Source organism: Pseudomonas sp. 5P_5.1_Bac1 (assembly GCF_025466015.1).
GTDB lineage: Bacteria > Pseudomonadota > Gammaproteobacteria > Pseudomonadales > Pseudomonadaceae > Aquipseudomonas.
The window spans coordinates 136,875-161,804 of sequence record NZ_JANLNX010000019.1; the positions used below are offsets into that span (position 1 = coordinate 136,875).

Genomic DNA, 24,930 nt, shown 5'->3' on the forward strand with positions numbered 1-24,930 from the left:
AAAGCCTTTTAGCCGCTTCAGTTCAAAGACTTTCAGGGTCTTCGTGCAATAGAATGCCCGGCTGGCGGACGCGGTACGGTTCGCCAGCACGCTTTTTGCTGAACTGAAAATAGGCCCCACATGCCCAGCGTCGCTCCAGAAATACAAGCCAGGGAATGGCACAACATGGTTGCGCATTTTCCCGGCGCACTCATTCAATCGTTGAAGAGCCTGGTCGAAAGCAACAAGGTCACCCTTGCCGCTCGCTTCTATGAACACATGCTGGCGGACCCCAACGCCTCGCTGATCCTGTCCCACGAGGAGGTCAAGAACCGCCTCGGCAGTTCGATGCAGGCCTGGCTGGTCAAGGTCTATTCGGCGTCCGCCGAGGGTGACTTCCTGCCCCTGGTGGCCCTGCAAAAGCAGGTCGGCGAAGTTCACGCGCGCATCGACGTCCCGCTGCACCTGGTGCTGAGCGGTGCGCGCAACCTGAAAAAGCAGTTGTTCCAACTGATCATTCAGCAGGACTGGCCTGTGGAAGACCGGGCGCAAGCGCTGCACCTGGCCAGCGAAAGCATGGACCTGGCCATGGAAATCATGAGCCACGCCTATTCCCGCTCCCATGACCGCAACTCGCGCAACGAAGAAGGCTACCGGCTGTTCTCGGTGCTGCAGAACATCACCACCGAGCGCGAACGCCAGCGCGGCGCCTTGCTCGATTGGGAAAACAGCCTGATGTTCGACCTGGTGATGGGCTCCAACGGCGTCAACCTGCCCCGGCTGGCGGCCTCGGATTTCGGCCTGTGGTTCCGTCACAAAGGCGCCTATGCCTTCCAGAACACCGATGAGAGCAACCAGATCCTGCAGATCATCCGCAACATGGACGAGGTGCTTCTGCCGATGTTCCTGGCTGCCTCGGAAACGTCGCGGATGGGCCTGCTGCGGGACATTCGCGATCAGACCAAGAGCCTGATGTTCAACCTCGACAGCCTGTTCAACACCGCGAATGAACTGGAAAGCGGCCGTGACGTGCTGACGCGCATGCTCAACCGCAAATTCCTGCCAGTAGTGATCGGCAATGAAATCACCATTGCGCAGAAGACCGGGCAGCGCTTCTCGGTACTGTCCATCGATATCGACCATTTCAAATCGATCAACGACAACTTCGGCCACGACGCCGGCGACATGATTCTCCAGCAGACCGCGGAAATCCTCAGCAGCCATAGCCGCGCGGGCGATTACGTGTTCCGCATGGGCGGCGAAGAGTTCCTGATGATCCTGGTGGACATCAACGACAGCAACGCGCGCAAAGTCGCGGAAAAGCTGCGTCGCAAGATCGAAGAGGAAAAGCTGCAACTCACCGACAGTCGCAAGCATCAGGTGACGGTGAGTATCGGCGTGGCGACGTACAACGGTCACCCGGACTACCAGCACCTGCTGCGCCAGGCCGACCAGGCGATGTACCAGGCCAAGCAGGGCGGGCGCAATCGGGTGGTGGCGTTCGACGAGATCGCCTGAGGCGGTTGATCTTCGGCGCGCAGCGCAAGGCCGCGCGCTGAAGCTGGGCGTTACTTGAAGTCGGCTTGCATCTGCGTGGCGATGCTTACGCCGCTGGACGACTCCACGCACACGCCCAGGTAGTCGGTGAAGCGCGGCGGCATGGCAATCCCTTCATTGATCAGCCGGCTGTTGTCGAACAGGTAGTTCAGGTCGGCAAAGCCGCTGTACAGGCGCAACGCCCGCAGGACCAGACGCGGGTTGGCCGGGCCGATGCGCGACTCGAAGTCGCCGGCCAGTTGCTTGAGGTCGTCCACGCCGATCTTGCGGTAGCGCTCGCCCACCGGCGCCGCGCCGTTGGCCTGGGCGAAGGCGGCGTCGATTTCGGCGAAGGTGCAGGCCGACTGATGCCCGGCGGAGATGTGGTAGAGGTCGTGTTCCAGGGTTGGCTTGAGCGTCAGGCCGATCAGCGCTTCGGCGCAGTAGTCGACGGGGATCACGTCGATCTGCTCCTCCAATCCGCAGGTGAAACTCTCCAGGGCAAAGCCCATGCGGAACACCCAGAAAATACTGCCGGACGCCTGACAGCCGAGGGTCCGGTGCCCCACGACAATCGACGGCCGCGCGACCACCAGCGGCAGGCCGGGCAGTTCCTCGCTCATGCGCCGCTCGATTTCCGCCTTGGACGCGGTGTAGTCCACCAGTTGCTCGCGCGCTTCGGGAAACACCCAGGACTCGCTGATCGGCGAGGACTGTTGCGGGCCGCAGCACATCGCGGTGCCGACGTGAAGGAAGCGCTTGAGGCGCTTGGAACGGCTCATGACCTCGGCGAAGGCGAAGGTGCCTTCGACGTTCACCGGCCAGATGGTCGGGTTCTTCGAAAACGACGCTACTGCGGCGCAGTTGATCACACGGTCGATCTGCATCAGGCGTGGCGTTTCGCGGGGCAGCCAGGTGGTGTCGAGGAAGTCGCCGCAGATGATTTGCGCAGGTTCCAGCGCCAGGCTGGCGGCTTCGCTGACGCCGTGTTGGCGCAGGTTGTCGCGCAGACGTTGCAGGCCTTGTTCGCGGTTTTCGGCGCGCACCAGAAACGACAGGTTGGCGCCTTGGCCCTCGGCGATCAGTTGGGCGCTTACCGAACCACCGAGGAAACCGGTGGCGCCGGTCAGCAGAATGCGTTCCAGGGTCGTATTCGAAGTCATATGTTCACCAGTTGATAAGCGGGTTACCCATGTTTCATGGCGAACACATTGCGCCGGGAACTTCTGGATTAACCTGGATTGAGGTTGGTTGAAACTTTCGGCCGCGCGAAACCGTTCGCCTCGAGAACTTTGAGTCGAGGTCGGCAGGGTCATGATTGACGGAGCGGCGCTGGCCGTGGGGCCTGTGGCGTTTTCACCCGCTAAGGGGAGGCGAGTCATTGTTACGGCATCTTCGCGCCGTTTCAATTAACGAAAGTGGTTAAACCGATGAAAGAATTTTAATAACGGTTTGATGACAGGGGCGGGGGTTAATTGTTGTGGGGTGTCTTTGTTGCGGACTTATTCATCCCAGTGGGATCTGGCTGGAGCACAAATGTACTCCGCCCTTGTTTCAGCGCAAAAAGAGCAGCGGGTCACCCGTCAATCGACCCACGGGCTGCGCATTCAATTCGGCACGCAATTGGTCAACCCGCTCATAAAGCTGATCCACCCGCTGGGCCAGCACAGCATCCGTGCTGAGCATCCCTGGCGTCTGCGCCAACGCGCGCAATTGCTGGGCGAGCCGTCTGCCTGCGGCGTGCGCCCGGAATGACGGCAGCGTTATGCGTTTCCACTTCTCGCGGCCGAGGCCGATCCGGCTCAGGTGCACCTTGAGCACTTTGCCGACGTGGTAGCGCAGCGGGCGATCCTCGCTGAAACGGTCCGGATCGTAGAAGCCGGGCAGGGCGCGTACCTGGGGATCCAGGTCGAACATCTCCGCCCAGTCCAGCCACTTGTCGGTGTTGAACTGGCCGCCAAAGGCGAAGCCTTGCCAGGGCACTCGAACAATGTCCGCGAGGATCGCCCCGTGCATGGCTTCGGTCAGCACCAACCGCGCACCGGCCACTGCTGTCATGAACTGCGCCGCCGGTAGCAGCGGCGATACGAAACGGGCCCCGGCGCGTTCGCAAACCTGCTGCCAATCCACATAACGCAGCGAACGATGGTGGGGCACGACCACTACCTCGCCGTGCGGCTGGCGCAGGGACGCCCAGTCCAGGCTGGCGAGCAGGTAGGCGGAATCCGCCACCGCCCGGTCCGGGTCGAGCCCCAGCGCCCGCGCGGTACGCTGGCCGCGCACCGCATGGAAACTCCAGCGTTCGTCGAGGGCGGGGACCGGGCCGTATCCGGCGCCGGAACCCATGACCAGAATCTTTCGCGCATCCGCCACACGACGGCAGAAGTGCTCGTTCAGCAAGGTGCCGACGCCCAATACCGCAGCGCCTTTCTGCTGGACGTCACCGAGCAGGGCGGGCCAGATCCATTCGTTCAATTCGTCGCCCACATTGGCGCTGCCTGCGGCAAAAACGGCTTTCACGGGTTCACTCTCCAAAGGCTTGGGCAAGCCGGGCGGCTACCGTGTAGCGACACAGTTGCAGGCCATGGCCAAGGTTGCCCGGCGCTTTGCGCAGTGCGCGCCATGTGCGGCTGAGCGCGCTTTTGCGCTCTCGATTGCGCCAGCTTCCGGCGTACAGGTGCCGGGCGACGGGCTGGATGCCAACTGGCGCCTGATGGCGTGGGTCGGCAAAGACCCCGACCGGACATACCCGGTCCCAGCCGATTACTTGTTCGTGCTCGACGCCGGCAAAGCCCTTGGCAAGCAGCAGGCGACTGACCTCGTTGACGTTGACCAGGCTGGAAAGCCGGGTTTCGTCGAAGCGCTGCCGGTCGTAGTAGCCAAGCATCGCGTTGGGTAGCCAGTGGCCGGGCGCGGCGCCTATCACCGAGGTGCCGAAGCGGTCGTCCCATTCCAGGCCGATGAAGAAATCGTTGTCGAGCAGGTCGTCGAACCCGCCCAGCACCTCGACGTCGGTGTCCAGGTAGATGCCGCCTTCACGGTGCAGCACCTGCATGCGCACGTAGTCGGCGACGAAGGCATAGCGTTTGGCGGTATAGGCCGCCGCGGTGAAGGTATGGCTGTAGACGTCGAAGTTGCTTTCGTCCCAGCGCACCAACTCGTAGTCCGGCAGGTGGTAGGCCCAGGACGCGAGGCAACGGCGTACCAGCACGGGCATCGGTTTGCCGCCGAACCAGCAGTAGTGGATTTTCTTGGCGATCACCCCAGGGTTCCTTCCAGTCGAGTGGTAGGCAGTGGCTGCCCGTGGATCAGGCGGTCAATGGCCTCGGCGGTCTTGCGCTGGCCGTGGACGCCGTGGGCGAGGTGGTAGTCGGCGAATGCCCGGGCGCTGCGCAGCGCCTGTTGGTAGTGCCCGCACAGCCAGTCGAGACGGTCGTCGAGCATTTCCAGGCTGGTCACGCACTCGCCAAAGAAGCGGGTCTGTTCGAGGTCGTCTTCATCCTCGCTGGTGTTGATGTAGATGACCGGACGGCTCGCCAGGCTGGCCTCCAGCGCGGCGTTGGACATGATGCTGAGCACCACGGAACTCTGTTCGAGCGCCTCGGCCAGGGGCATGTCCGGCGACAGCAGGCGCAGGTTCGACGGCGCTGCCGAGGCGTCTTTCCAGAACGTCATCGGGCTTCGCGGGTGCGGTTTGAAACTGACGGGAACGTCCGGGTGGCGGGCCGCCCAGTCGCGGATCAACGCGTAGGTGCGCTGATAGCCGGCGCGCTTTTCCTTGTCGGGGCCCACGCCCAGCACCAGCACGTGCGGGTCCTTGGTGGCCGGCGGCATGTCGTAGCGCTGATCGATCAGGTAGGAACCGGTGAGAATGGCCTGGGTGGTGCCGAAGCGCAGCGTCCGGCGTTGCAGCGCCGCCAGCGAGCTTTGCCCGAACAGCAGGTAGTAGTCGTAGTCGGTCATGCTCAACCGGCGCGAACGTTCGACGGTGGTGGCGTGGGCCAGTTGCGCCAGGTGTTTGTCCTGGGCATTGAGGGACAAGCGCAGAAACGGGGTGACCAGGCTGCCATGCCGCTCGCTCAGCACCAGCCCCGGCTGGTGATGCCGCGCCAGCCATTCGGCGTAGGCGGCATGGGCGTAGTAACGCAGTGGCACCTTGGCCGATGGGCGATACAGCAGTTTCTGTCGGATGGCCACGTCGAGCGGCTCGATGGCGGCTTCGACCACTTCGTGGCCGCGCTCGCGCAGCGCTTTGATCAGCCCGTTCTTGCGCCGCTGCGCCAGCAGTTTCGGCGAGCCGTGAAGCACCAGTATTCGCTTGGCAGCGCTGTCCGGGGCGGTGCTCGCGCGTAGTCGCGCGCCGATGCCGTACTTGAAATCGAGGATCGCATCACGCACGACCCGCACGGCTGCGCCGATCAGCCCATAACGTTCACGCCAGAGTGCCCAGCGATAGGCGTCGAGCTGGCGGGCGCGGATTTGCCAGAGGTCTGTGGTTTGATTGGTCATCGAAGTTGCTTAGCTTGCTATTGACCAAAAAATGCTAACAGCGTCCGGGATCCAATTTTGTCAGTGCTAAGTAAGGTTTAAGTAAATTACAGCGCTGCCGATAAGAAATTGCGGACTTCTGCTTTTCAAAATGCCAAGCATCGCGCAATCCATTGTTAAGCTTCGGTCTTTGCCCGGCGGGCGGTTGTGTTAGTCCACTTTTTCCGCCATTTCGTGGACCTTCCACGCCCCGTTGCCATCCAGCTCCAGATGATGGCTATGGAACCCCGCGAGCGTCGCGCGGTGGCCGACGCTCACCAGCACGCTGTCGCCCATGCGCTCGCGCAGCAGCGAATAGAGTGCGTGTTCCAGACCTTCGTCCATGGCCGACGTCGATTCGTCGAGGAAGACGATCCGCGGCTGGTTGACCAGCACCCGGGCGAATGCCAGACGCTGCTGCTCGCCGATGGACAGGATGCGCGCCCAGTCATCGCTGATACTCAGCTTGTCCGCGAGATGCGCAAGATTGACCTGACGCAAGGCCTGCCGCAGGCGCTCGTCGTCGGTCGGCGAACCGCTGGCCGGATAGGCGACGGCGGTGCGCAGTTCGCCCAGTGGCAGGTAAGGCCGCTGCGACAGAAACAGCGCCGCCGTGCCGCCCGGGCAACGCACTTCACCTTCGGCATACGGCCAGAGTCCGGCGACGGCGCGGAGCAGGGTGGTCTTGCCGCAACCGGAAGGGCCTTTGATCAGCAATGACTGGCCGGGGGCGAGGCGCAGGTTGAGGTTGTCCAGCAGGTGATGGCCATCGGGGCGCAGTACCTGCAGAGCGCGGATCTCCAGAGCCTCGGCTTGGTTCACGCGCAATACCTGCGGCAATTCCCGGGCCTGTTCGTTGGCATCGAGAAACCCGGTAAGCCGGTCCAGCGTCGCCCGGTACTGGGCAAAGGCATCGTAGGACGAGCGGAAGAACGACAGCGAATCCTGCACCTGGCCGAAGGCCTGGGACGTCTGCATCACGTCCCCCAGCTTGATCGCCCCGCTGAAAAAGCGCGGCGCCTGGAGAATGAACGGAAACACCACCGCCACCTGGCTGACCGACAGGTTGAAACCATCGAACTTCAGGCTTCGGAACACCAGCGCCCAGACATTGCCAATCAAGGCCATGAAGCGGCCGAGCAAGGTGTCCCGCTCGATCGTCGAACCCTGATAGAACGCCACGTTTTCCGCGTATTCGCGCAACCGCATCAGCGCATAGCGGAAGTTGGCGGTGAGCTTTTCGTTGAGGAAGTTGAGGCGGATAAGCGGTTTGCCGAGCTTGAACGCAATCCAGGTGGCGACCAGCACATAAACGTACACCGCGAACACCATGGCGCGCGGCACCTCCACGCCGGCGACCGTCAAGGGCGCCGACAGGCCCCAGAGAATCGCGGTGAAGGCCACCAACGACACCAGCGCGCTGACCGCGCCCAGGGTGAGCGTCACCGAACCGGTCACGAAGGTATTCACGTCCAGTTCGATACGTTGGTCCGGGTTGTCGACCGGGTGCTCCAGAAACTGGCCGCGGTAATAGGCGTCGCCATCCATCCAGTCACGGGTCAGGCGTTCGGTGAGCCAGGTGCGCCAGCGGATGCTGAAGGCCTGGGTCACGTAATAAGTGAACAGTTCGCGCAGCACATGAATGGTCGCCAGCACCGCGAACACCCCGAGCAAATACCAGAACGCCACTTCATCCAGTCCTTGCAAAGCGCTGTAGAAGCCGTTGTACCAGAAGGAAAAAAGCACGTTCAGGCGCACTGCAAACAGCGTCAGCAACAGCAGCAGACTGAACACCAGCATCGGCCGCCAACTGTGTCGCGGGCGCAGGTACGGCCCGGCGATCTGCCAGAACTGCTGGCCCCAACGGGTAAAGCGCACCACCAGCGTGGCGCAGACCGCGAGCGAGATGAAGGTGATGAGTGACGCGATCGCCAGCCAGCGCAGGCTCTCCTGCAATGCTTGATGCCAGTCCATTTCCATCGGCGGAGTTCCACGCAAAGTTTGAGCTGAGCGTAGATGAGTCGCGGCGCGGGATGGGTGAAGGAATCTTTAATGACGCAAAGGCGGGCCGATCTGGCCGCGCTGGCTTCGCCACATCAGTCGCCCAAAGGTAATCGCCCAATTGACCAGGGCAATCAGCAGAACCAGTTGCAACAACGCCGGCATGCCCGCGTGGACGATGATCGAGCCGGCCAGCAACGGAAAACCGAAAACCCCGACGAAATAGGCAAGGCTGAACAGCAGCAGCGACTGTGCGGTATGCCCAACCGGCGCTTCATTGGCGGCCAGGCCGTTGATCACCGAATAGGTCAGGCCGTAGCCGACGCCGAGGACGACGGCGGCAAGCAAATAGGTGGTGGCACTGTCGACCAGGAACATGAACATCAGCACCGAGACCACCATCAATGCGGTCAGCACGCAGGCGGTGCGGTAAGGATCGCGCTTGACGATAAACCCGGCGATCAGCAGCCGGCAGGAAATCGCGGCAGACATAAAGCCAAGGAAAAACAACGAGTAATCAAGATGTTTTAGCGTGGCGTATGAAGTCTGGAAACTGGAAAACCCACCGAAGATCGCGCCGCCCAGGCCCACCATGAGAATGGCGAAGGCCGCTTTGGAGCCCAGCACCGAGCGTGCGGCGGCGGGGGTGATCCGGCACACCACCACCGGCCCGAGATTCGCTTGCTGTTGCCGAATCCGCGGGCCCATCAGCAGGAACAGGGCGCCGCCCAGCAGGCTTGCCACCGCCGCGACAACAAAGGCCGCCGCCACTGGATACCCCAGCGCTTCCGACAGTCGCCCGATCAGGGGGCCGGTGCCGATGCCGGTCATCATGCTGCCCGACAGCAGGGCGAAGTACCTGACCCGCCATGCCGGTTCAACGATCATCGCCACGATGATCGGGCCCAGGGTGTAAAAAACGCCCCAGCCAAAACCGAGCAACAGGCCGAACAGCAAGAGCGCGGTGCCGCCGCCGGGTACCAAGGCAAAGCCAAGGCAGGCGGCGGCGAGGAAGACCGCGCCGGTGGCGATGGCTTTCGGCGCGCCCATCAGGTCGGTCAGGTGCCCGGAAAAGATCACCGCAAGGAAAGTGCTGAGCATTGCCACGGAAATGACCGAGCCGGCGTCGGACTCGCTGCCGCCATGGGCACTGAGCATCTTTGCCAGCAGGAAGGTGGTGCCGTAGGACAGTGAAAGCAGGTAGCTGCTCAGGCAAAACGTGCCGAACAACCCAGGCGCGGGCACCGCGCCTGTATCGGATACCGAGGACATCGTGTTCTCCGTGAGTGACAAGGCGCGTCATCTAATCACGGCTTTCTCGCAGGACAGGTGTGAGATCGCTGGAGTGAAGATGCTGCCCGCCCGATGTATCCGTCGTTGTCGCCGCGAAGCCGTGGTGCCGGGCCGCCCACACCACCACCAGCGTCGCGGTCAGCAGCACCAGCAACGCCGGCGGGAAGGCGCCGACACCGAAGCGGTCCAGCAACACACCACCGAAAATGCCGCCACCGGCGATCGCCAGGTTCCAGGCCGTGACCAGCATCGACTGCGCGACATCGGCGGCGTCCCCGGCGGTATGCGCCAGGCTGGTCTGCAACAGCGTGGCCACGCCGCCGAAGGCCAGGCCCCAGACGGCCACCGCCACATACACCAGCGCCGGAACATCGCTCGCCACGGCCAGCGCCAGCACTGCCAGGCCGAACAGCACCGTGCTGGCCAGGGTGAGTGCGCGCAGATAACGGTCGATCAGCACGCCGATGATCCAGATGCCCAGCAGCGAGGTCACGCCGAACACCAGCAGCACCAGGCCGGTGCTCGCGGCCATATCCGCCGCCGCGAGGAATGGCGCGATGTAGGTGTAGAGGATGTTATGCGCCAACACGAAGGCCAGCACCACGAACAGCACCGAACGCACGCCCGCCAGGCGGAACACCTGCCCCAGCGAGCGCTGCTGGCTCGCCGTCTGCCCGGCGAAATCCGGCACCTTGATTCGCACCCAGAGCATCAGACCCAGCGCCAGAACGCTCATGATGCCGAAACACAGGCGCCAGCCCAGCAGTGTGCCGAGCGCGGTGCCGGCCGGCACGCCGAGTGCCAGCGCCACCGGCGTACCGACCATCGCGATGGCGATGGCCCGGCCTTTCTGGTGCTCGGGCACCATGCGCGCGGCGTAGCCCGCGATCAGCGCCCACAGCAGGCCGGCGGACATGCCGGCGAGAAAGCGCGCCACCAGCGTCAGGACATAGTTACCGGAGAGGGCGGTGAGGGTATTGGCGACGACGAAACCGGCAATCGCCACCAGCAGCAGCGGGCGCCGACGGAGGCCTTGGGTCAGGGTGGTCAGCGGGATCGCCGCCAGCAGCGAGCCGATCGCATAGACCGTGACAAGCTGCCCGGCCAGCGCCTCGGAAATCTCCAGGCCGGCGCTGATCTGCGGCAGCAAGCCGGCCGGCAGCGCTTCGGTCAGGACCGTGACGAAACCTGCCAGCGCCAGGGCCAGGAGTGCGGCAATCGGTAAGGGGTGGTGTGTGGGATTGCTTGGTTGTGGCATGGGTATATATGCGTCTCGTGGTTGTGTGGAAGGGGTTCAGTGCTCTCAAGATCTTGCGCCGCTTGTGCGGCGCATCGCTGGCTTGCCAGCGATGGGGGAACCCCCGAAATGCACCTGCTGCACACGATAGAAACCCGGCGATTAAAGAAAAACCCGAGTAGAGTTCCTTGCTCTACGGACACAGGTGTCCGCAATCGAGGTGTTGTATGGACCGCTTGAATGGATTCGCCGTCTTCGTCCAGGTCGCGGAAACCCGAAGCTTTGTCGCGGCCGGCAGGCTGTTGGGCGTTTCAGCGTCCGCCGTCGGCAAGAGCGTGGCGCGTCTGGAAGAACGCCTGGGCGTTCGCCTGTTCCACCGCAGTACGCGCAGCGTCACGTTGACGGCGGAGGGTTCGCTGTTCCTTGAGCGCAGTCGGCGCATCCTGTCCGAAATCGAGGCGGCGGAGCTGGAGTTGTCCGAGGCCAGCGCCGCGCCACGCGGGCGGTTGCGCGTGAGCCTGCCGCTGGTGAGCCCGCTGGTGTTGCCGGTGCTCGCCGACTTTATGCGCGAGTATCCCGACATCGAACTGGACCTGGATTTCACCGACCGGCTGGTCGATGTGATCGAGGAGGGCTTCGACGCCGTGGTGCGTACAGGAGAACCCAGCGACTCGCGCCTGACCGCCCGCCGCCTGGGCGCCTTCCGCTCAATCCTGGTCGCCGCCCCCGCGTACCTGGCGCGCCGCGGTACGCCCCGGGCCCCTGAGGACCTGCTGCAACACACCTGTCTCCACTTCCGCTTTCCCTACAGCGGCAAGCTCGAACCCTGGACGCTGCAACTGGCGCCAGGCGCGGCCGAGTTGCAACTGCCCACCTCGATGATCTGCAACAACATCGAGACTCGGGTGCACTTCGTGCTGAAGGGGCTGGGCATCGCCTGCCTGCCGGACTTTTCCATCCGCGAGCTGCTTGCCGATGGCCAACTCGTGCCGGTGTTGGATGACCATGTGGGGCGCACGGGTGTGTTCAATGTGCTGTGGCCGGCGAGCAAGCACGCGTCGCCGAAAATCCGGGTGTTCGTCGATTACCTGTGCGCCCGGGTGTTTCCTGCACACGATACGGGCCGCTAAACCCCCGTCCGGGCGCTCTGGCGCCTGATATCGCCTGTTCGCTGTCCTGCCTTACGCCGCCTCGGGAATCCGGGGCGGCGTTTTTGTTTTGCACGCCTCTCAAGATTTTCGATTGACATGAATCACTATCTGATCGAGTATTTCGCTCGAGTGATTTATGTATATCGCACAGCGATACGGAGAATAAATTGTACGATCCACTGGTCAATGCGCACCCAGGCGTCGGATTGCCACATTCCGCGTCCTACTGGGTAGATACGGCGGGCACCGCACCGCAGGATGATGGGCCGGTTTCCGGGGCCATGGACGTTGAGGTCGCGATCATTGGCGCCGGTTACACGGGCTTGAGTTGCGCGCTGCACCTGGCCCGTGAGCACGGCATTCACGCCGTGGTCCTGGAAGCCAATCAGGTGGCCTGGGGCTGCAGCGGTCGCAATGGCAGCTTCGCCCGCATTTCCGGCGGCCGGGTGCCGCTGGCCGAACTGATCGAGCGTTATGGCGCCAGCACGGCCAAAGCCTATTTCGAGGAAATGTCGGCAGGCTTGAACACGGTGCGCGGGCTGATCCGTGAAGGGCAGATCGAGTGCGACGCGCAGCCGGACGGCGTGTTCAAGGTCGCCAGTCATGCTGGGCATGTGGCGGCGCTCAAACGCGAAGTCGGCCTCTATAACGACGTCTTGAACTACGGCGCCAGCTTTGTCGAAGCGGCGCAGGTGCACGGGGTGCACAGCGGTGCGGAGGCATTCGGGGCGCTGTACATGCCGGACGGTTTTTCCATGCACCCGTTGAAGCTGGCCTGGGGCATCCAGCGCCTGGCCCGCGAAGCCGGGGCCAAGGTCCATGTGGCCTCGCCGGTGACCGACTGGCACAGCGACAACGGCCGGCACCGGCTGGTGACGCCGGGCGGCGTGGTGACCGCCCGCCGCGTGGTGGTGGCCACCAACGGCTATACCTCCGGCGCGCTGAACAAGGCCACGGCTGGACGGGTACTGCCCGTTCACTCGCAGATCATCGTGACGCGGCCACTGACGGCCGACGAAAAACGCCAGAGCCTGGCCGGCAGCGAATGCATGTTCGACACCCGCAACCTGCTCTCGTATTACCGCCGCTTGCCGGACGACCGCATTCTGTTCGGCGGCCGCAGCGCCATCACCGGCCGCGACGCGGAAAACCCGCGCCATCGGCAAAACCTGCACGACGCGCTGTGCCGCAAGTTCCCCGCATTGCAGGGCATCGAGGTGGATTACAACTGGGGCGGCTGGGTGGCGGTCAGCGAAAACTCCCTGCCGTTCATTTGCCGCGTGCCAGGCCTGGACAACGTGTTCTCCGGCGGCGGTTATGCCGGCAGCGGCGTGTCGTTCTCGGTGCAGACCGGCAAGCGCCTGGCGCAGATGGTGGCCGGTGACGAGCAGCCCACGGGCATCGATTTTCTCCATCAGAGCCCGAGGCGTTTTCCGTTTCAGCCGTTCCTGCGGATCGGCCAGCGAATGGCCTACGCCTGGTACCGTTTCAAGGATGCGCAATAAGCAGCGAGACAGGCCCGGAGTGGCCAGCGAGGCAGACGAGCAACGTCTCCCGGTATAACAACAGCAACAGGGGCAGCAACGCCCGGCGTTCGATTCAACTGTCTAATTACAATAACCTCAGGAGTTGAAAATGCGATCAACCAACAAGCGAATGGCGGGGCTGGCATTGGCCCTGTCCTTGTGTGCCGTGGCCCAGGTGCAGGCCGCGGGGAGCGTGACCTTTGCCGGCTGGGGCGGCGCGCTGCAGGACGCCGAACGCAAGGCGTACCTCAAGCCCGCGGAAGAAGCGCTGGGCATCAAGATCCAGGAAGACAACATGGATGGCCTGGCCGCCGTGCGCGCCCAGGTGATGTCGGGCAAGCCCAAGTGGGACGTTGTCGAGCTGGCGTCCAACGATTGCGTACTGGCGCAAGAGCAGGGGCTGACCGAGCCGCTGGACTACTCGGTGATCAGCACCGAAGGCGTGGCGGCGAACTTCTACGGCAAGAACTGGATCGCCAGCAATGCCTATTCCACCGTGCTGGCCTGGGCCAACGATGCCGGCGCCAACACGCCGAAAACCTGGAAAGCCTTCTTCGACCCCGAGGTGAAAGCCTCGCGTTCGATGTACCGGCAGCCCTACACCACGCTCGAACTGGCGTTGATTGCCGACGGCGTATCGCCCAAGGCGCTGTACCCGCTGGATGTCGACCGGGCCTTCAAGGTGCTCGAACGTATCAAGCCGCAAGTCATCAACTGGTGGCGCAGCGGCACCGACTCCGCGCAACTGCTGCGTAGCCGTGAAGTGGACGCGCTGGCGATCTGGGCCTCGCGGGTCGATGAGTTGAAGCAGTCCGGCGATGACGTCGACTACACCTACGACCATGCCTTGCTCGACTACGATTGCGTGGTCGTGCCCAAAGGCGCGCCGAACAAAGCGCTGGCAATGAAGCTGATCGCCGAAATCATGAAGCCGCACAGCCAGGCGACCCTGGTGACCCTGATCCCCAACCCGCCGATCAACGTCAAGGCCTATGACACCGGGATCATCCCCGCCGCCATGGCCGCGACGCTGCCGACGGCGCCGGCCAACCTCGACAAGGTGGTGTTCTTCGACCCGGTCTGGTGGCAGGCGCATCAGGCTGAAGTACAACGTCGTTTCGACCTGTTCATCCAGAATTGACAAGGCGGCCACTATGAAGACTCTCAAGAAAAGCCTGTTCCAGGGGGCCGTCGTCGCCGCGTTGACGATGGCCGCGAGTTCCGCGGTGCTGGCCGACAGCCTGACCTTCTCCGGTTGGGGCGGCGCGTTGCAGGACGCCGAGCGCAAGGCCTACCTCGAGCCCGCCGCCAAGGCGCTGGGCATCACCATCAAGGAAGACAACATGGACGGCCTCGCCGCCGTTCGTGCCCAGGTCATGTCGGGCAAGCCGAAGTGGGATGTGGTGGAACTGGGCAGCACCGAGTGCGCCCAGGCCCAGCAGGAAGGGCTGGCCGAGCCGTTGGACTATTCGGTGATCGATGCCACCCATGTCGACAAATCGGTGGTCGCCAGCCACTGGATCGCCAGTCACGCCTACGCCACCGTCGTGGCCTGGGCCGAAGACAGCGGCGCGCCGGTAGCGAAAAACTGGCAGCAATTCTTCGATCCGCAGGTCAAGGGCGCCCGTGCCCTCTACCGTCAGCCCTGGCTGACCATGGAAGCGGCGTTGCTCGGCGATGGCGTGGCGCCAAAAGACCTGTACCCGCTGGATGTCGAGCGGGCGATCAAGGTGCTCACCCGGATCAAGCCGCAGGTCGCCAACTGGTGGAGCGCGGGCGCCGATTCGGCGCAGTTGCTGCGCAGCCGCGAGGTGGATTTCCTGGCGATCTGGAACGGTCGCGTCGCCGAGGTCAAGGCCAGCGGCGACAAGGTCAATTACAGCTTCGACGGCGCGCTGTTGAGCCATGACTGCCTGATCGTGCCCAAGGGCTCGCCCAACAAGGCGCTGGCGATGAAGCTGATCGCCGAGATCATCAAGCCTGAAAGCCAGGCGGCCCTGGCCACGCTGATCCCGTATTCGCCGGTGAATGCCAAGGCCTACGAGCTGCCGGTGATTACCGAGGAACTGGCCGCGCGCCTGCCGACCTCGCCGCAGAACATCGACAAGGTGGTCACGGTGTCGCCCGAGTGGTGGGTGGCGAATCAGGAAGCGGTGCGCCAGCGGTTCGCCTTGTTCCTCGCCAATTGATCCACCGCGGGTGATGTGAGAAGTGGGGTGGGGCGCCCTGGGCCCCCACCTTCGATAAAAAGGACGCTGGACGTCCGATCTGTGCCGAGTGTGAGCATGTCCGAAGACGCTAAACTTTCGATGTCCATCGACATTGAAAACCTGACCAAGACCTACGACAGCTTTGCTGCGTTGGATGATGTCTCGCTGTCGATCAAGAGCGGCGAATTCCTCTCCTTGCTCGGTTCTTCCGGTTCCGGCAAGACCACCTTGCTGATGGCCCTGGCCGGGTTCGTCCGACCCGACGCCGGGAGTATTCGCTTCGGCGGTCGCGAGATGATCTTCGAGCCGCCGCACAAGCGCGACGTCGGCATGATGTTCCAGAGCTACGCGCTGTTCCCGCACATGAACGTGTTCCAGAACGTCGCCTACCCGCTGAAGCTGCGCGGCTACAGCCGTGCCGACATTCGCCAGCGGGTCGAGCAGGCGCTGGCCACGGTGGAGCTGGATCACCTGATCGAGCGCGGTATCACCGAAATGTCCGGTGGTCAGCGCCAGCGCATCGCCCTGGCCCGTGCCATCGTCTTCGAACCGAAGATTCTGTTGATGGACGAGCCGCTTTCGGCCCTCGACAAACGCCTGCGCGAAACCATGCAACTGGAATTGCGCCGCCTGCACGAGCGCCTGGGCATGACCGTGGTCTACGTCACCCACGACCAGCGCGAAGCCCTGACCATGTCGGACCGCATCGCGGTGATGAGCAAGGGCCGGATTCGCCAGATCGACACGCCGATCAACCTCTACGAGCGCCCGGCGAACCGTTTCATTGCCGAGTTCGTCGGCGAGTCGTCCTGCCTGCCGGTCACCCTGCAGGACGGCAAGGTGCAGTTCCAGGGCCGCCCGTTGCGTGCCGCCGGCATCGCCGCTGGACTGAAGAACCCGAGCCTGGTGGTGCGCCCGGAAAAACTGCAGTTCGTGACCGCCAACGCCGCCGACTACAACCTGCTGCACGGCAACGTCACCGACGTGATTTTCCAGGGCGAAAGCCAGTTGGTGCAGATTGACCTGGGGCAGGGCATGGCTGTGGCGATCCGCCAGCCCACCCGCAGTTCCGAAAGCGGCCGCCTGCCGGCCCGTGGCGAGAGCGTGGTGCTCGGCCTGCACCTGCAAGACACCCTGGTGGTGGGAGACGAGCAATGAGCGGCGGCGGATCGGTTGCGCGCAATGCGCGCGAGCTGCGCAGCGCGGAACGGCGGCAACGCTGGTTCCTGTTCGGCTCCGGGCTGCCGGCGCTGTTGCTGGTACTGCTGACCTTCGTGCTGCCGATCGGCTGGCTGTTCTGGCTGTCGCTGTTCGATGCCAATGGCCAGTTGACGGTGGAGAACTACACCCGGCTGCTGGAGCCGATCTATGTGCTGACGTTCGTGCAGACCTTCAAGATCAGCATCCTCGTCACCATTGTGTGTGTGCTGATCGGCTACCCCTACGCCTATTTCATGATCAAGGGCCCGCGCTGGCTGGCCAACCTGGCGATGGGCCTGTTGCTGGTGTCGCTGTGGACCTCGCTGCTGGTGCGCACGTACGCCTGGCTGATCATTCTGCAGCGTCGCGGCATGGCCAATGACTTGCTGATGAGTCTGGGCCTCACCGACGCGCCGCTGCCGCTGGTGCACAACCTGACCGGCACGGTGATCGGCATGGTGCACATCATGCTGCCGTTCATGATCCTGCCGCTGTTCGCCGCGATGAAGAGCATCGACCCAATCTACAACCAGGCCGCCGCAGCCTTCGGCGCGTCGCCGTCGCGGGCCTTCCGCGATGTGTTCCTGCCGCTGTCGCTGCCGGGCCTCGCCGCGGGCGCGACCCTGGTGTTCGTCATCACCCTCGGTTTCTACGTCACCCCGGCATTGCTGGGCGGCGGCAAGGTGCAGATGATCTCGATGCGGATCGAGAGCGATGTGTCGATGTACGCCAACTGGGGCGCGGCCTCGTCGCTGGGTGTGGTGCTGCTGGTGGCCACCCTGCTCATGCTGTTTATCGTCAAGAGGAGCGCGGGCCTTGGCCGGCGCAGCGAGTGAGATCATGGCCCGACTGAAACAAGCCCTGACGGACGCGCTGCGCGCCTCCTGGCTGTACCTGCTGGTGCTGGTGACGATGCTGTTCCTGGTGCTGCCGACGCTGATCGTGATCCCGATGTCGTTGTCCGATGCGCGCTACCTGAACTTCCCGCCGAAGTCCTTCAGCATCGAGCCGTTCTTCAGCTATTTCGCCTCGCTGGAATGGCGCGCGGCAACCACGGTCTCGCTCATCACCGCGACCCTGACCATGCTGTTGGCGACAACCCTGGGCACCGCGGCGGCGTATTCGCTGCACGTCACCCAGTCGCGGCTTTCGGGGGTGCTGCGCGGCCTGTTGATGGCGCCGATGATCGTCCCGACCATCTTCATCGCCATTGGCCTGTTCTTCGTCTATGCGCGGCTCGACCTGAACAACACCATCCCCGGCCTGGTGCTGGCGCATACGCTGCTGGCCTTGCCCTACGTGGTGATCAACGTCAGTGCCGGGCTGCGCAGCTACGACATGACCCAGGAACAGGCGGCCTGCATCCTCGGCGCCACCCGGTTGCGGGCGTTTTTCGACGTGACCTTGCCGCAGATCCGCTTTTCGGTGATCGCCGCGGCGATGTTCGCCTTCGCCATTTCCCTTGATGAAGCGGTGATCTCGCTGTTCATCAGTGGCGGCGACAGCTCCACCCTGACCAAGCGCATGTTCAGCTCGCTGCGCTCGGAGATCGACCCGCTGATCGCTGTGGTCGCGACGCTGATGACCCTGCTGTCGATCATCATGCTGTGCATCAGCATCATGGCCCAGCGCAAGGCCCGGAGGAACGCCGCATGAGCCGCCGCGTCAACCTGCGCCTCGGGCATGCCGCCACGGCGAGCGTCGAGTTCTTCTGGAATGGCCGTGCGCTACAGGGTCGCCAGGGCGAGAGCGTGGCGGCTGCGCTGCTGGCCAACGGTATTCGCACCTTGGCCTGGAGCCGCAAATCACACCGGCCGCTGGGCTATTCCGGCAACTACGTCGCTGGCGTGCTGGCGCGGGTCAACGGCGTGCCGAACGTGCGCCTGGACCTGCTGCCGGTCAGCGCCGGCGCACGGGTGGAGATGCAGAATTGCTGGCCCACCCCGGCGTTCGACCTGTTGCGGCTGTCGCGGCTGATCCCGGCGGGCTGGATTCAGGGCGGTTTCGAACACACCAACCTGGTGCCCAGCGGCACGGCGCTGTTCCAGCGCTGGGAGGCGCTGCTGGCGTTTCTCGCCGGGGCCGCCAAACCGGCGGAGCGCACCGGCGAAGTCGCCGTGCCGCCAGCGCGGCACATGAGCGCGGAGCTGTTGGTGATTGGTGGCGGGCCGGCCGGCTGTGCTGCGGCCAATCAGGCGGCGGCCGGCGGACGTGATGTGTTGCTGGTGACCCGCGGCCAGTCGCTGGCCCGTTTTGCCTGCGCCGCGGGCGTGGCCCGGCCGGTGCTGGACCCACGGGTGCGCCTGGTGACGGGCGTCGAAGTGTTCGGTGCCTACCGTGAAGGCGAGCTGCTGCTTGCCGCGCCTGAAGACCCAGCGCAAGGCGCGCTGGCCCTTGAGGCGGATGAAGTGATTCTGGCCAGCGGCCGCCGCGCTTGCCCGCCCGTGGTTCCGGGCATGTGGCTGCCCGGAGTGATGGAGGTACGCACGGCGCTGATCATGGCCCATCAACAGGCGGTGGCGCCGGGCGCACGGGTGGTGGTGGTCGGCAATGGCGACCAGCAGGTGGTGGCCAGCCGTTTGGGCGAACTGGGCGTGAACGTGGTGGCCGCGCTGCCGGTGGCCGGGCTGCGCCGGGTAGTGGGGCACCACCAGGTCACGGCGGCGCTGTTCGACGAAGCGATTCCGTGCGATGCGCTGGTTCATGCCGGTCCGTGGTTGACCGAAGCCAGCCTGACCTTCCAGAGTCGCGCCGAAGGTTTGCTGCAATTGCGCGAGCAACGCCAGAGCCGTCTGCGTACCGTGGGTTCAGCGAGCGAAACCGATCAGCCGTTGCCGGTGGCCGCGCGATCGCGGCACGCGGCGTTGTTGTGCCCGTGCTTCGACGTGTCCTGTCATGAAGTCGAGGCCCTGATCGCCCAGGGCATTACCGACCTGGAAGTGATCAAGCGCCTGACGTCCTGCGGCATGGGCCCGTGTCAGGGACAACCTTGTTGGGATTTGTTGCGGGCGCTGGTCAGTGCCCGCAGCGGCATCGCCCTGGCGGCGCTGGCCCGGCCGACGCTGCGCCCGCCACGCCGTGCCTTGACCGTTGCCCAGGCCGCCGGCCTGGCTGCGGTTGTCGAGCCACTGCAATGAATGCCGTCAAGCCATTGCCTGGCAAGGCATCGATCATCATCGTCGGCGCGGGCATCCAGGGCCTGTCGCTGGCGTTCAACCTGACCGAACTGGGCGTGCGCGACATTCTCGTGCTCGATGCCGGTTACTGGCAGGGCGGCGCTTCAGGCCGCAACGGCACGCTGATTCGCGGCGCGTTCAGTTCGCCGGAGTGGACGCGCTTCTTTGCCCATTCCTGCCACCTGTGGCAGGGGCTGTCGAAACGCCTGGGCGAGAACGTCATGTATTCGCGCCGCGGCTACACCATGGTCGGCGAGCGGGACACCACGGCGGCGCTGCTGGAACGCACGCGGCAAGTGCACAAGGATTGCGGCATCACCTCCGGCCTGCTGAGCCCGGCGCAACTGCGCGAAGTGCTGCCGGCCCTGGCCCACGAACGGGTGAGCGCGGCCTTGCACCTGCCCGACAGTGGCGTGGCGCCGCACCATGCCGCCATGCATGCCTATCGGCAGGCGTGCGAGGCACGCGGAGTGACCATCCACTACCGCACCGAGGTCACCGCCATCGACCAGAGCGCCGGGCGGATTTCCGGGGTGAGGGTAGGGCAGCAGTGGATTGCCAGCGACACCGTGGTCCTCGCCGGCGGCGCCGAAAGCAATCGCCTGGCGCAATTGGCGGGGGTGGCGCTGGACGGTTACCCGATGCGCCTGGAAGCCATGGCGCTGGAGCCGACCCGGCCTTTGATTGGTCCTGCCGTCGCGCTGCTGGATCGGCTCTGCTACATGCACCAGACTGCGCGCGGCGAAGTGGTGGGCGGCGCCGAAGTCGCTGAACGGCCACAGCACACCTTGAATGCCGATGTGCCAGTAATGGCGGCGACGGCACGGGCGTATCTGGAGATGTTTCCGCAGTTGGGCCATGCGCGGATCTTGCGTCAATGGGCCGGCCTGGTGCATATCTCCAAGGATTTCGGGCCTCTGTTGGGGGCCCATCAGCAACTGCCGGGGCTGTTTGTCAGCGCGGGCTGGTGTTACGGCCATGCCGGTGCACCGGCCGCCGGGGAATTACTGGCCAAGGCCATCGTCAGCGGCGAGGTGGATGAGCGCATGCGCCCCTTCGCCGTGGACAGGTTTGAACGCAACGCGCCGGTCGTGGAACCTGGCATTGTCTTGAGTCATTTCGAATGAAACACAGCGTTGAAAGCACCGTGATAACCGCGTTTTTCGCGGCAAAAACAAGGAAAACCCCATGAGTACTGCAGAAGACTCGCCACTGTTCATTACTGCTTTGTCCAAGGGGCTGGCGATCCTGACGGCGTTCCGTGCCGGACGCCCGAGCATGAGTCTGATCGAATTGGCCGAGGCGACGGGGCTGAACAAAAGCACCGTGCAACGTTCGGCCTTCACCCTCGAAGCGCTGGGTTACCTGTACAAGGAGCCCGTGACCAAGCGCTTGCGCCTGGCGCCCAAGTCACTCGACCTGGGCACCGGCTACCTGCAGACCAGCGAGTTGATCGAGCGTGCCAACCCGTACCTGCACGAACTCAACCGCAACGTCGAGGAAAGCTGCAACCTGCTTGAACCGTGCGGGCTGGACATGCTCTACGTCGCCCGTTTCCCGAGCCACAAGCAGATCGCCATTCATATGCCGCTGGGCCGCCACCTGCCGATGTACTGCACCTCGGCGGGCCGCGCTTACCTGGCCGCACTGCCGGAGGCGGAAGCGGACGCGATCCTGATCGCCTCCGAGCGCCAGGGCTACACCGCGAGCACGGTCACCGACCTGGACGCCTTGCGCACGATGGTCGCCGAGGCCCGCCGCGAAGGCTATGCCTACGCCCAGGAAGAGTATTTCGCCGGCGATATCAGCGTCGCCGCCGCAGTGGTCAACGCTGATGGCTATCCTCTGGGAGCGGTCAACATCTCCGTTCCCTTCAGTCGCTGGAACCTGGAAGACGCGCGCAAGCAACTGGCACCTAAAGTGATCAATACCGCGCGCACCATCGCCAGCGCGACACGCAGTTTACGTCCCGTGGGCTAGCGCCCCGGGCAGCACCTTTCGACCCGCACACACCGTCGCCAGCCCAGGCTGGCGGTATAGGTGCCCAATTGCCCGAAAACCGGGTGGATGTATCAGGAGAGAGCGATGAGTCAAACCATGAAGGCTGCCGTTCTGCACGGCGTCGGCGAGCCCCTGCGTATCGAACAGGTCCCGATTCCGCAGCCTGGCCCGGGCGAACTGTTGATCCGCATCGTCGCCTGTGGCGTCTGCCACAGCGACCTGCATGCCATGGACGGTGACTGGTCGGACCTGCCGACCTTGCCGCTGATTCCCGGCCATGAAATCACCGGCCATGTCGTTGCCCACGGCGAAGGCGTCAGCGAGCCGGCGATCGGCACCGCGGTCGGCATGCCGTGGATGTACAGCGCCTGTGGCACCTGCGAATTCTGCCTCGGCGGCATGGAAACCATCTGCGAGCGCCGCGAATCCACCGGCTACAGCAAGCAGGGCGGGTATGCCGAATACATGGTTGCCCCGGCCGCGTTCGTCGCCAGCATTCCGCCCACTGTCGATCTCTATGCCTTGGCGCCGATCCTCTGCGCGGGCGTCACCACCTACCGTGGCCTGATGCGCTCGCGTGCCCGGCCGGGACAGTGGGTCGCGGTCATGGGTATTGGCGGCCTCGGCCATGTGGCGGTGCAGTACGCCATTGCCATGGGCCTGCGTGTAGCGGCCATCGATGTGTCCGCCGACAAGCTCGAACTGGCCCGCAGCTATGGCGCCGAATGCCTGATCGATGCCCTCGACAACCCGGTCGAAACCCTCAAACAACAGATTCCCGGCGGCGTCCACGCCGTGCTGGTGACCGCCACCGCGAATGCCGCGTTCGAGCAGTCGGTGAAGATGCTGCGCCCCGGCGGCACGGCGGTGTTCATCGGCCTGCCGGGCGGCGACGCCGACACCGTGCGCGCCTCTATCTCGGCCATCAGCGGCTGGGAGCTGTCGATCACCGGTTCCAATATCGGCACCCGCCAGGACCTCAACGAAGCGGTGGCCTTCGCCGCCCGCGGCCAGGTGAAAGCGCAGGTCAGCCTCGAACGCCTGGACGATATCAACGACATCTTCGCCCGTATGCGCAAAGGCCAACTGGTCGGTCGCACCGTGCTGAAAATCGCCTGATCCAACCCCTTTGTCCTCAACAGGAGTCACCTTCATGACCATCACCCGCCTGCAACCCAACCCCGGCCTGCTCAGCCACGCGCTGGTGCACAACGGCATTGTCTACATCACCGGCCAGGTGCCGGCCGACCGCACCCAGGACGTTTCCGGCCAGACCGCCCAGGTGCTGGCGCGCATCGACGCGCTGCTGGCCGAGGCCGGTTCTGACAAGTCGCACATTCTGTTCGCGCAGATCTGGCTCAAACATGCCGTGCAGGACTTCGCCGCGATGAACGCGGTCTGGCGCGAGTGGGTGCCGCAGGACGCGCTACCGGCGCGGGCGACCGTAGAGGCCAATATGGCGGCGGACAACATCCTGGTGGAAATCGCCCTGCAGGCGGCGGTCAAGGCCTGAGTCAGCCATTCACTACCTGCCGGCGAGAGGTCTCGTCCGGCACTGGAGAGTTTTCAATGAGCAGTATCGTTCCCCATCTGATCAACGGCGCACGCGTGCAGGGCACGGGGCGCACCGCGGATGTCTACAACCCGTCCACCGGCGCCGTGGTCCGGCAAGTGGCGCTGGCCGACAACGCCACCCTGCAGCAGGCGATCGACGTCGCCCGCGCCGCGTTCCCGGCCTGGCGCAATACGCCACCGGCCAAGCGCGCGCAGGTGATGTTCCGCTTCAAGCAACTGCTGGAGCAGAACGAAGCGAAGATCTCGCAACTGATCAGCGAGGAACACGGCAAGACCCTGGAAGATGCCGCCGGCGAACTCAAGCGCGGTATCGAAAACGTCGAGTTCGCCTGTGCCGCGCCGGAACTGCTCAAGGGCGACTACAGCCGCAACGTCGGGCCGCATATCGATGCCTGGACCGACCTGCAGCCGGTGGGCGTGGTGGCGGGCATCACGCCGTTCAACTTCCCGGCCATGGTGCCGCTGTGGATGTACCCACTGGCGATCGTCTGCGGTAACTGCTTCATCCTCAAACCGTCCGAGCGCGACCCGAGTTCCACCCTGTACATCGCCGAACTGCTGATCGAGGCCGGCCTGCCCAAGGGCGTGATGAGCGTGGTGCATGGCGACAAGGAAGCGGTGGACGGCCTGATCCAGTCGCCGCACGTCAAAGCCTTGAGCTTTGTCGGCTCGACGCCAATTGCCGAGTACATCTACAGCGAAGGCACCAAGCGCGGCAAACGCGTGCAGGCGCTGGGCGGGGCGAAGAACCATGCGGTGCTGATGCCCGATGCCGACCTGGACAATGCCGTTGGTGCTTTGATGGGCGCGGCCTATGGCTCGTGCGGCGAACGCTGCATGGCGCTGTCGGTGGCGGTGTGTGTCGGCGACGCCATCGCCGACGCCCTGGTGACCCGCCTGGTGCCCGAAGTGCGCGCCCTGAAAATCGGCGCCGGCACCTCCACGGGCCTGGACATGGGCCCGCTGGTGACCGGCGCGGCGCGGGACAAGGTCAAGGGCTACATCGACGCCGGCGTCGCCCAGGGTGCCAGCCTGCTGGTGGACGGTCGCGACCTGGTGGTGGAAGGCAATGAAAACGGCTTCTTCGTCGGCGGCACGCTGTTTGACCGGGTGACCGCGCAGATGAGCATCTACACCGACGAAATCTTCGGCCCGGTGCTGTGCATCGTCCGTGTCGGCAGCCTGGAAGAAGCCATGCAACTGATCAACGATCACGAGTACGGCAACGGCACCTGCATCTTCACCCGCGACGGTGAAGCGGCGCGGCTGTTCTGCGATGAAATCGAAGTCGGCATGGTCGGCGTCAACGTGCCGTTGCCGGTGCCGGTGAGCTACCACAGCTTCGGCGGCTGGAAGCGTTCGCTGTTCGGTGACCTGCACGCCTACGGCCCGGACGGCGTGCGTTTCTACACCCGCAAGAAAGCCATCACCCAGCGCTGGCCACGCCGCGCCAGCCATGAGGCGGCGCAGTTCGCGTTCCCCAGCAACGGTTGAGTTAGCCGCCCCATTCACCCGGGT

At 64.3% G+C, this 24,930-nt stretch carries 21 protein-coding genes; 14 read left to right on the forward strand and 7 right to left on the reverse strand.

The window, feature by feature from the left end; translation table 11 throughout:
• The first annotated feature begins 165 nt into the window (after positions 1–165).
• The gene (locus NTD82_RS04085) at positions 166–1,497 is read left to right on the forward strand and encodes a diguanylate cyclase (protein ID WP_262127840.1); all 1,332 of its coding nucleotides are present in this window, start codon (positions 166–168) and stop codon (positions 1,495–1,497) included.
• 50 nt (positions 1,498–1,547) lie between these two features.
• Here NTD82_RS04085 and cprA read toward each other — a convergent pair whose 3' ends face one another.
• From cprA to NTD82_RS04120, 7 genes are all read right to left on the reverse strand, one after another.
• Positions 1,548–2,678 (reverse strand): cationic peptide resistance protein CprA, encoded by a 1,131-nt coding sequence (gene cprA / locus NTD82_RS04090; protein ID WP_262127841.1) that lies wholly within the window; start codon positions 2,676–2,678, stop codon positions 1,548–1,550.
• A gap of 391 nt (positions 2,679–3,069) precedes the next feature.
• On the reverse strand, positions 3,070–4,035 hold the full coding sequence (locus NTD82_RS04095) for a polysaccharide pyruvyl transferase family protein (protein ID WP_262127842.1): 966 nt from the start codon (positions 4,033–4,035) through the stop codon (positions 3,070–3,072).
• Positions 4,036–4,039: 4 nt separating this feature from the next.
• Positions 4,040–4,777 carry a glycosyltransferase family 32 protein gene (locus NTD82_RS04100; protein ID WP_262127843.1) on the reverse strand — a complete coding sequence of 246 codons (738 nt, stop codon included), beginning with the start codon at positions 4,775–4,777 and terminating at the stop codon, positions 4,040–4,042.
• Complete coding sequence (locus tag NTD82_RS04105; RefSeq protein ID WP_262127844.1) at positions 4,774–6,024, reverse strand: capsule biosynthesis protein; 1,251 nt, start codon at positions 6,022–6,024, stop codon at positions 4,774–4,776. Before NTD82_RS04105 ends, NTD82_RS04100 begins: the two co-directional genes overlap by 4 nt.
• A gap of 189 nt (positions 6,025–6,213) precedes the next feature.
• Positions 6,214–8,022 (reverse strand): ABC transporter ATP-binding protein/permease, encoded by a 1,809-nt coding sequence (locus NTD82_RS04110; protein ID WP_262127845.1) that lies wholly within the window; start codon positions 8,020–8,022, stop codon positions 6,214–6,216.
• 69 nt (positions 8,023–8,091) lie between these two features.
• Positions 8,092–9,315 (reverse strand): MFS transporter, encoded by a 1,224-nt coding sequence (locus NTD82_RS04115; protein ID WP_262127846.1) that lies wholly within the window; start codon positions 9,313–9,315, stop codon positions 8,092–8,094.
• 31 nt (positions 9,316–9,346) lie between these two features.
• Complete coding sequence (locus tag NTD82_RS04120; RefSeq protein ID WP_262127847.1) at positions 9,347–10,594, reverse strand: MFS transporter; 1,248 nt, start codon at positions 10,592–10,594, stop codon at positions 9,347–9,349.
• A 206-nt stretch (positions 10,595–10,800) separates the two neighbouring features.
• On the opposite strand from NTD82_RS04120, the gene NTD82_RS04125 reads away from it, so the two are divergent.
• The 13 genes from NTD82_RS04125 to NTD82_RS04185 all read left to right on the forward strand — a co-directional run bounded on the left by NTD82_RS04125 (position 10,801) and on the right by NTD82_RS04185 (position 24,906).
• Complete coding sequence (locus tag NTD82_RS04125) at positions 10,801–11,703, forward strand: LysR family transcriptional regulator (protein ID WP_262127848.1); 903 nt, start codon at positions 10,801–10,803, stop codon at positions 11,701–11,703.
• Positions 11,704–11,891: 188 nt separating this feature from the next.
• Entirely contained in the window at positions 11,892–13,229 is a 1,338-nt protein-coding gene (locus NTD82_RS04130) for an NAD(P)/FAD-dependent oxidoreductase (protein ID WP_262127849.1), read from the forward strand.
• Between the two features lie 130 nt (positions 13,230–13,359).
• Positions 13,360–14,391 (forward strand): ABC transporter substrate-binding protein, encoded by a 1,032-nt coding sequence (locus NTD82_RS04135; protein WP_262127850.1) that lies wholly within the window; start codon positions 13,360–13,362, stop codon positions 14,389–14,391.
• Between the two features lie 13 nt (positions 14,392–14,404).
• Complete coding sequence (locus tag NTD82_RS04140) at positions 14,405–15,439, forward strand: ABC transporter substrate-binding protein (RefSeq protein WP_095153419.1); 1,035 nt, start codon at positions 14,405–14,407, stop codon at positions 15,437–15,439.
• 96 nt (positions 15,440–15,535) lie between these two features.
• A complete protein-coding gene (locus NTD82_RS04145) occupies positions 15,536–16,618 on the forward strand; it encodes an ABC transporter ATP-binding protein (protein WP_177454381.1) in 1,083 nt (360 codons plus the stop codon).
• On the forward strand, positions 16,615–17,496 hold the full coding sequence (locus tag NTD82_RS04150; RefSeq protein ID WP_262127851.1) for an ABC transporter permease: 882 nt from the start codon (positions 16,615–16,617) through the stop codon (positions 17,494–17,496). Before NTD82_RS04145 ends, NTD82_RS04150 begins: the two co-directional genes overlap by 4 nt.
• A gap of 4 nt (positions 17,497–17,500) precedes the next feature.
• Positions 17,501–18,316, forward strand: a complete 816-nt coding sequence (locus NTD82_RS04155) for an ABC transporter permease (RefSeq protein ID WP_262127852.1) — start codon at positions 17,501–17,503, stop codon at positions 18,314–18,316.
• On the forward strand, positions 18,313–19,797 hold the full coding sequence (locus tag NTD82_RS04160) for a 2Fe-2S iron-sulfur cluster-binding protein (protein WP_262127853.1): 1,485 nt from the start codon (positions 18,313–18,315) through the stop codon (positions 19,795–19,797). The genes NTD82_RS04155 and NTD82_RS04160 overlap by 4 nt, the downstream gene beginning before the upstream one ends.
• On the forward strand, positions 19,794–20,963 hold the full coding sequence (locus NTD82_RS04165) for an NAD(P)/FAD-dependent oxidoreductase (protein ID WP_262127854.1): 1,170 nt from the start codon (positions 19,794–19,796) through the stop codon (positions 20,961–20,963). The genes NTD82_RS04160 and NTD82_RS04165 overlap by 4 nt, the downstream gene beginning before the upstream one ends.
• 61 nt (positions 20,964–21,024) lie before the next feature.
• The gene (locus NTD82_RS04170; protein ID WP_095153415.1) at positions 21,025–21,816 is read left to right on the forward strand and encodes an IclR family transcriptional regulator; all 792 of its coding nucleotides are present in this window, start codon (positions 21,025–21,027) and stop codon (positions 21,814–21,816) included.
• 105 nt (positions 21,817–21,921) lie between these two features.
• On the forward strand, positions 21,922–22,956 hold the full coding sequence (locus NTD82_RS04175; RefSeq protein WP_262127855.1) for a zinc-dependent alcohol dehydrogenase: 1,035 nt from the start codon (positions 21,922–21,924) through the stop codon (positions 22,954–22,956).
• 34 nt (positions 22,957–22,990) lie between these two features.
• Positions 22,991–23,350 (forward strand): RidA family protein, encoded by a 360-nt coding sequence (locus tag NTD82_RS04180; RefSeq protein WP_095153413.1) that lies wholly within the window; start codon positions 22,991–22,993, stop codon positions 23,348–23,350.
• A gap of 56 nt (positions 23,351–23,406) precedes the next feature.
• Positions 23,407–24,906, forward strand: a complete 1,500-nt coding sequence (locus NTD82_RS04185; RefSeq protein ID WP_262127856.1) for a CoA-acylating methylmalonate-semialdehyde dehydrogenase — start codon at positions 23,407–23,409, stop codon at positions 24,904–24,906.
• Positions 24,907–24,930 lie beyond the last annotated feature (24 nt).